The organism is uncultured Frigoribacterium sp. (assembly GCF_963515265.1).
In the GTDB taxonomy this organism is placed as follows: Bacteria; Actinomycetota; Actinomycetes; order Actinomycetales; family Microbacteriaceae; genus Frigoribacterium.
On record NZ_CAUPYL010000014.1, the window covers coordinates 22155 to 29311 of the forward strand.

General features: G+C 71.7%; 7 protein-coding genes and 1 pseudogene. 3 read left to right on the forward strand and 5 right to left on the reverse strand.

The window, feature by feature from the left end:
* Positions 1–16: 16 nt before the first annotated feature.
* Positions 17–967, reverse strand: a complete 951-nt coding sequence (locus tag RWM17_RS03115) for an ROK family glucokinase (RefSeq protein WP_314101249.1) — start codon at positions 965–967, stop codon at positions 17–19.
* 121 nt (positions 968–1088) lie between these two features.
* Between RWM17_RS03115 and RWM17_RS03120 the strand changes: the two genes are divergently transcribed.
* Positions 1089–2942 carry an AMP-dependent synthetase/ligase gene (locus tag RWM17_RS03120; RefSeq protein ID WP_314101251.1) on the forward strand — a complete coding sequence of 618 codons (1854 nt, stop codon included), beginning with the start codon at positions 1089–1091 and terminating at the stop codon, positions 2940–2942.
* 54 nt (positions 2943–2996) lie between these two features.
* Here the strand turns inward: RWM17_RS03120 and def are convergent, their stop codons facing one another.
* Entirely contained in the window at positions 2997–3494 is a 498-nt protein-coding gene (gene def, locus RWM17_RS03125; protein WP_133737430.1) for a peptide deformylase, read from the reverse strand.
* 131 nt (positions 3495–3625) lie between these two features.
* Between def and RWM17_RS03130 the strand changes: the two genes are divergently transcribed.
* Positions 3626–4438 (forward strand): ParA family protein, encoded by an 813-nt coding sequence (locus RWM17_RS03130; protein ID WP_123545543.1) that lies wholly within the window; start codon positions 3626–3628, stop codon positions 4436–4438.
* Between the two features lie 235 nt (positions 4439–4673).
* Here RWM17_RS03130 and RWM17_RS03135 read toward each other — a convergent pair whose 3' ends face one another.
* The 3 genes from RWM17_RS03135 to RWM17_RS03145 form a co-directional block, all read right to left on the reverse strand.
* The gene (locus tag RWM17_RS03135; RefSeq protein ID WP_123545541.1) at positions 4674–5222 is read right to left on the reverse strand and encodes a MerR family transcriptional regulator; all 549 of its coding nucleotides are present in this window, start codon (positions 5220–5222) and stop codon (positions 4674–4676) included.
* Positions 5223–5376: 154 nt separating this feature from the next.
* Positions 5377–6075: a MerR family transcriptional regulator gene (locus RWM17_RS03140; RefSeq protein WP_133737429.1), complete on the reverse strand. Its 699-nt coding sequence runs from the start codon at positions 6073–6075 to the stop codon at positions 5377–5379.
* Positions 6075–6611 carry an FHA domain-containing protein gene (locus RWM17_RS03145; protein ID WP_314101254.1) on the reverse strand — a complete coding sequence of 179 codons (537 nt, stop codon included), beginning with the start codon at positions 6609–6611 and terminating at the stop codon, positions 6075–6077. Before RWM17_RS03145 ends, RWM17_RS03140 begins: the two co-directional genes overlap by 1 nt.
* Before the next feature lie 235 nt (positions 6612–6846).
* Here RWM17_RS03145 and RWM17_RS03150 point away from each other — a divergent pair.
* Positions 6847–7157, forward strand: a pseudogene (locus RWM17_RS03150) (hypothetical protein); the annotation flags it as partial.

Here is a 7157-nt window from a genome sequence, read left to right on the forward strand (position 1 = left end):
CTTCGGCGGTCGGAGTCTAGCGAGTGGACGCGTGCAGCCGGGCGAGGTCGGCCGCGCCGACGACGCCGGCGTCGTTGACCAGCTCGGCGATGACGAAGTCGGGCTCCGGGTGGAACCCGCGGGCCGGCAGGTGCTCGTGGAACGCCTTGCGGACGGGGGCGAGGAGGAGCTCGCCCGACTGCGCGACTCCCCCGCCGAAGACGAAGACCTGCGGGTCGAGGATGGCGGCGAGCGAGGCCGCGGCCTGGCCGAGCCAGGTGCCCAGCTGGCGGAGCGCCTCGAGGGCACCGGCGTCGCCGGCCTGCATCAGCGCGGCCACGTCGTGGCCCGTGAGCTCGCCCTTCTCGGCACGCACCGCCGCCAGCGCCGACCCGACGCCGTCGAGGTCGGCCACCTCGCCCGCCATGCGCAGCAGGGCGCGTCCGGAGCCGTACTGCTCGATGCAGCCGCGGGCGCCGCAGCCACAGGGCAGACCGTCGGGGACGATGCGCATGTGGCCGAGCTCGCCGCCGGTGCCGAAGCCGCCGCGGAGCAGGCGGTCCTGGGCGACGACGGCGCCGCCGACGCCCGTGCCGATGGTGAGCATGGTCATGTCGCTCGCGAGGCGGCCGGCGCCGAACCGGAACTCGGCCCAGCCCGCGGCGTTCGCGTCGTTGTCGATGGTGATGTGCAGGTCGAGCTGCTCGGACAGCCGGGCCCTGAGCGGCTCGTTCCGCCACGGGATGTTCGGCGTGTAGTAGACGACCGACTGCGAGGCGTCGATGAAGCCGGGGGCCGCGACTCCTGCGGCCACGACGTCGGGGTGACGCGCCTGGAGGCCCTTCACCATCGCGACGACGGCGTCGACGATGGCACCGGCGTCGCCGGCGGGGGTGGGAACTCGCTCTTCGGCGACGATCTCGCCCAGCTCGGTGACGACGCCGCCCGCGATCTTCGTCCCGCCGATGTCAATGCCTATTGCCTGCACGAGCGACGAGTCTATCCTCGGGCCGTCTGCTGTCGTTCCACGACGCCCGCAGGTCGTCCCGGGACGGACGGAGGGGGCCCCGCTAAGATCGTCGGACCCTGCCGGTGCCGAAGGAGCTGCCGTGAACGAACACACCGTCCCCCTCGTGGTCCCTGCCGACCCGACCGCCAACGCGACAGACCTGCTCGTGGAGCGGGCGGCGGCGACGCCGAACGAGCCGTTGTTCTCCGTGCCCGACGGCACGGGAGGCTGGACCGACGTCACCGCCGCCGAGTTCGCCGCCCGGGTGCGAGAGGTCGCCAAGGGCCTCATCGCCGCCGGCATCCAGCCCGGCGACGTGGTGGGCCTGATGAGCCGCACCCGCTACGAGTGGACGCTCGTCGACTTCGCGGTCTGGTTCGCGGGGGCGCTGCTCGTGCCCGTCTACGAGACGTCGTCGCCGAGCCAGGTGCACTGGAACCTCAGCGACTCGGGCGCCGTGGCCGTGATCGTCGAGACGCCGGACCACTTCGCGCGCTTCGACGAGGTGCACCCCGAGCTGCCGGACGTCGCCCACGTCTGGCAGATCGACCTCGGCGACCTCGAGAAGCTGGCGCGCTCCGGGCGGGGCGTGTCGGACGACGAGCTCGAGCGCCGCCGCACGCTGGCGAACGGGGACGACCTCGCGACGATCATCTACACGTCGGGCACCACGGGCCGCCCCAAGGGCTGCATGCTCACGCACGCCAACTTCGTCGAGACCAGCCGCAACGCCGCGGTGGCCATGGGCGACGTCGTGGCGCCGGGCTCGTCGACGCTGCTGTTCATCACGACGGCCCACGTCTTCGCCCGCTTCATCGCGGTGATGTCGGTGCACGCCGGGGTCAAGGTGGGCCACCAGGCCGACACCAAGCAGCTCCTGCCGTCGCTCGCCTCCTTCCGCCCCTCGTTCCTGCTCGCGGTGCCGCGGGTGTTCGAGAAGGTCTACAACTCCGCTGAGCAGAAGGCCGAGGCCTCGGGCAAGGGCGGCATCTTCCGACAGGCCGTCGCGGTGGCCATCGCGCACTCCAAGGCCCTCGACGAGGGAACGGTGCCCGTCGGCCTGCGCCTCCGCTTCGCCCTCTTCGACCGGCTCGTGTACCGCAAGCTGAAGAAGGCGATGGGCGGGAACATCCGCTACGCCGTCTCGGGCTCGGCCCCGCTCGGCACCCGCCTCGGGCACTTCTTCCGCAGCCTCGACATCCGCATCCTCGAGGGCTACGGCCTGACGGAGACCACGGCCCCGGCCTCGGTCAACCTCGTGTCGCGGTTCAAGATCGGGACCGTCGGGCCGGCGCTGCCGGGCGTCTCGCTGCGGATCGACGACGACGGCGAGGTCCTGGTCAAGGGCGAGAACGTCTTCGCGGGCTACTGGAGGAACGAGGAGGAGACGGCCGCGGTCATGCAGGACGGCTGGTTCCGCACCGGCGACCTCGGCAGCCTCGACGCCGACGGCTACCTCACCATCACGGGCCGCAAGAAGGAGATCATCGTCACCGCCGGGGGCAAGAACGTCGCCCCGGCTGTGCTCGAGGACCCGATCCGCGCGAACCCCCTCGTCGCCCAGGTCGTCGTGGTGGGCGACCAGCGCCCGTTCATCTCGGCGCTCGTCACCCTCGACACCGAGATGCTGCCGGTCTGGCTCAACAACGCGGGCGAGGCCGCGGACATGCCGCTCGCCGAGGCTGCCGAGCACCCGGCCGTGCTGGCCGAGGTGCAGAGGGCGGTCGACCTCGCGAACGAGACGGTCTCCCGAGCGGAGTCGATCCGCAAGTTCGTCGTGCTGCCGATCGAGCTGACCGAGGCCAGCGGGCACCTGACGCCGAAGATGAGCGTCAAGCGCGCCGTCGTGGTCGAGGACTTCGCGGGCCAGATCGCGGACCTCTACTCCGTCTACCCCAACACGGAGTCGGTCAGGACCGTCTCGTCCGCCGACAAGCCGGAGCCGACCGCCTGACCGTGCGCGGCACCCGTGCCGGCGGCGCCCAGGGCGCCGCCGGTCGAGGTCAGGTCAGGCCCGCCACCAGTCGCTGGCCCGGATCTGCCGCAGGGCGTCGCGCCGGGTCTCGGTCTCGAGGGTCATGACGTAGAGGGTGCCGGCGAGGTGGTCCGTCTCGTGCTGGAGCGCCTGCGCCATGAGCCCGTCGCCCTCGAGCACCACCGGCTCGCCGTCGAGGTCGATGCCCTCGACGCGGGCCCGGGACCAGCGCGGGGTCGGGAACCAGAAGCCCGGCACGGAGAGGCAGCCCTCCTCCACCAGCTCCTTCTCGCCCGAGAGCTCGGTGATCTCGGGGTTCAGGACGTAGCCGACCTCGCCGTCGACGTTGTAGCTGAAGGCCCGCAGGCCGACTCCGATCTGGGGCGCGGCCACGCCGGCGCGACCGGGCTCGCGCACGGTGTCGAGGAGATCGTCGACGAGCGAGGCCAGTCGGGCGTCGCCCACGCGGACGGGGTCGGAGGGCGACCGGAGCACCGGGTCGCCGAAGAGTCGGATGGGGCGGACGCTCACGACGAGCACCTCCTGGGGAAGGAACGGGGACGGGGCTCGGAGCCACCGGAGACGAAGGAGCCTGCCGGGATCGCCCGTCGGGCGACGTGGCGTGCAGGTGCTTCAAGAATAGTGACGGTATCGTCGTCGTCGTGCATGTACTCAGCGTCAGTTCTCTCAAAGGCGGCGTCGGCAAGACGACCGTGACGCTCGGACTCACGTCGGCGGCCTTCGCCAAGGGCCTCCGGACCCTGGTGGTCGACCTCGACCCGCAGTCCGACGTCTCGACCGGCCTCGACATCACCGTCGCGGGGCACCTCAACGTCGCCGACGTCCTGGCCTCGCCGAAGGAGAAGACGGTCCGTGCCGCGATCGCCCCCAGCGGCTGGACGAAGGGCCGCACGGGCAAGATCGACGTCATGATCGGCAGCCCCTCGGCCATCAACTTCGACGGCCCGCACCCGTCGATCCGCGACATCTGGAAGCTCGAGGAGGCGCTCGCCAACGTCGAGGCCGACTACGACCTCGTCCTCATCGACTGCGCCCCCTCCCTGAACGCCCTGACGCGCACCGCCTGGGCCGCCTCCGACCGCGTCACCGTGGTCACCGAGCCCGGTCTCTTCAGCGTCGCCGCGGCGGACCGTGCCCTGCGGGCGATCGAGGAGATCCGCCGCGGACTCTCCCCTCGCCTGCAGCCGCTGGGCATCATCGTCAACCGTGCCCGCGTCCAGTCGATCGAGCACCAGTTCCGCATCAAGGAGCTCCGCGACATGTTCGGGCCCCTCGTGCTGAGCCCGCAGCTGCCCGAGCGCACGTCGCTGCAGCAGGCGCAGGGCGCCGCGAAGCCCCTGCACGTCTGGCCGGGCGAGAGCGCTCAGGAGATGGCCCGCAACTTCGACCAGCTGCTCGAGCGCATCATGCGCACGGCGAAGATCGGCGACTACGCCGAACCCGCCGCGCGCTGAGGTCAGTCGCCCCTCTTCACGCCGACTGACGCACGCCGGCTGGCGTTCGCCGACTGGCGTTCGCCCTCGACGTTCCCCCTGCTGGACCCGCAGCGAGCCGCAGCGCTCCTGAGGTCGTGACGAACCCGTGGGCAGATCAGGGGATGCAGCTGCATCGGGGCGCCACGTCGCTCACGCGGCGGTCGCCGCCCCGGGTCGCGCGGGCCGCGCTCCGGTGGACGCTGACCGTGTCGGGTCAGCTGGCGCGGTCGCCTCGACGGGCGGCCAGCTCGTCGGAAGGATCGGCCGCGGGAGTGCTGTCGAGCTCGACGAGGCTCGTCTCGACCTCGCGCAGGACCTTGCCGACGGCGATGCCGAAGACGCCCTGACCGCGGCTCACGAGGTCGATGACCTCGTCGTCGGACGTGCAGAGGTAGACGCTGGCGCCGTCGCTCATGAGCGTGGTCTGCGCCAGGTCGCTGACCCCCGCCTCCCTCAGCTGGTTCACGGCGGTGCGGATCTGCTGGAGCGAGATGCCGGTGTCGAGCAGCCGCTTGACGAGCTTGAGCACGAGGATGTCGCGGAAGCCGTAGAGCCGCTGCGAGCCCGAGCCGGCGGCGCTGCGGATGGTGGGCTCGACGAGGCCGGTCCGGGCCCAGTAGTCGAGCTGGCGGTAGCTGATGCCCGCGGCGCGGGCGGCGACGGTGCCTCGGTAGCCGCTGTCGGCGTCGAGCTCGGGCATGCCGTCCGTGAAGAGCAGGCCCCGCTCGTAGCGGGATCCCTCAGGGGAACCTGACTCGTTCATGCAGTTGCCTTCCACGTCGCGATCTGACCCGAAACATTCAACACCGGGTTGATGGTTCGACCTGGTCCCACGGTACCCACATCGAGGTCTCGTCGAGGCGACATCCGCGTCGAGGAGTCGGCGTGTCGAGGATATTCGTCGCCGGCCCCGCCGTCTACGTGTCGAGGCGGTCGAGGGCCGAGCGGATGAGCGAGGTGCGGACGACCTCGAGCTGCCCGGCGAGCTCTCGCGAGAGCTCGGCGACCCGCGCCCGACCGGCCGGGTCGCGACGACGCGCGACGGAGGCGAGCGCGCTCTCGATGAGGCTGAGCTCGCGCTCGGCGGCCGCCCGGAAGCTGCGCAGATGACGGGGCTCGATGCCCGAGCGGCCGAGCTCGACCAGCGCGGCCAGGACTGCCAAGGGCTCGTCTCCGTAGGTCTCGGACGGCGAGATCAGCGACGACGCGATCGCGTCGTCGAGCAGGGCCGAGGAGGCGCCCGTCTCGCGGAGCAGGTCGGCACGGGAGAACCGGCGCACGGTCGAGAGCATCGACACCGGAGCCGAACCGGTCGGGAGGGTGGACGGTCGTCCGGCGTCGAGGTCGTCGAGGTGCTGACGGATGACCTTGAGGGGCAGGTAGTGGTCCCGCTGCAGGCCGAGGATGAAGCGCAGGCGCTCGACGTCGGCCGACGAGAACTTCCGGTAGCCCGACGCGGTGCGCACGGGAGTGACCAGCTGACGTTCTTCGAGGAAGCGCAGCTTGCTGTTGCTCAGGTCGGGGAACTCGGGCTTGAGACGCGCCAGGACCTGCCCGATCGTCAACAGGTCGGCCGACCCGGTCGGCGACGACCGGGCGGCGGCGGAGCCGGGCACTACTGGAGGGCCAGGTTGGCCAGGTCGACGCGCGAGGCGTAGAAGGTGAGGCGGAACTTGCCGACCTGCACCTCGGCGCCGTCGCTGAGCAGGGCCTCGTCGATGCGGACGCCGTCGAAGTACGTGCCGTTGAGCGACCCGAGGTCGTTGACCGTGAAGGTCGTGCCCGACCGCCGGAACTCGGCGTGCTTGCGGCTGACCGTGACGTCGTCGAGGAAGATGCCCGCGTCGGGGTGCCGACCGGCCACCGTGACGTCGGAGTCGAGGAGGAACCGGGCGCCGATGTTCGGGCCCCGTCGGACGACGAGGAGGGCGGAACCGGAGGGGAGCGCGGCGACCGCCTCGCCCTCGTCGGACGTGGCACCGCCCTGGAGCGCAGCGAGCTGCGCCTGGTACTCCTCGTTGAAGCTGAGGGTGGTGTCGACCTCGCGAGAGGACCCGGGGACGCCCTGCGCAGGGGTGTGCGCCGTGTGTGCGCCGGGGCTGCCCTGGTCGGGGCGGTGCTCGTCGGGCACGTGGTGAACGGGCTCTGCCATCGTGGACCTCCTTCGGGTGACCAGCGTATCGGATCGGCGGCGCCCGACGGCAACGCTTTTGCGTACGGACCACCCCGAGGCGGACGGACGTCCACCGAAGGGAGGACACGGCCCACGGCTGTCGGCGGCCCCTCCGAGAACTCACGACCACCTCCTCGGCGGTTCATAGGGGATCGATTGGCGGACCTCGTTCCATGGTCCTCATCACCTCGACCACAGCCTCAGGAGGCACCCCATGAACGACCGCGAGAGCGACGCCGACCGCACCGCTGACCAGCCGACGCCCGCGACGACGCCGACCCCGAACGCGACGCCGAGCCCGAGCTCGACGGACCGGGCTCCGGCAGAGGCCCGCACGCTCCCCCACGTGACGGGATCCTCGGACGCACGATTCGTGTCCGCCGCCGCGGAGGACCCGGCCGCGACGCAGGGCGGCACGGCCGCGTCCGGCTCCTCCCTCCCCTCGGCCTTCGGTCCCCGCCCTCCTCGTCGTCGCCGCCCCGCCCGCTGGGCCCTCGTGACCGGCGCTGCCGCCGTCCTCGTGCT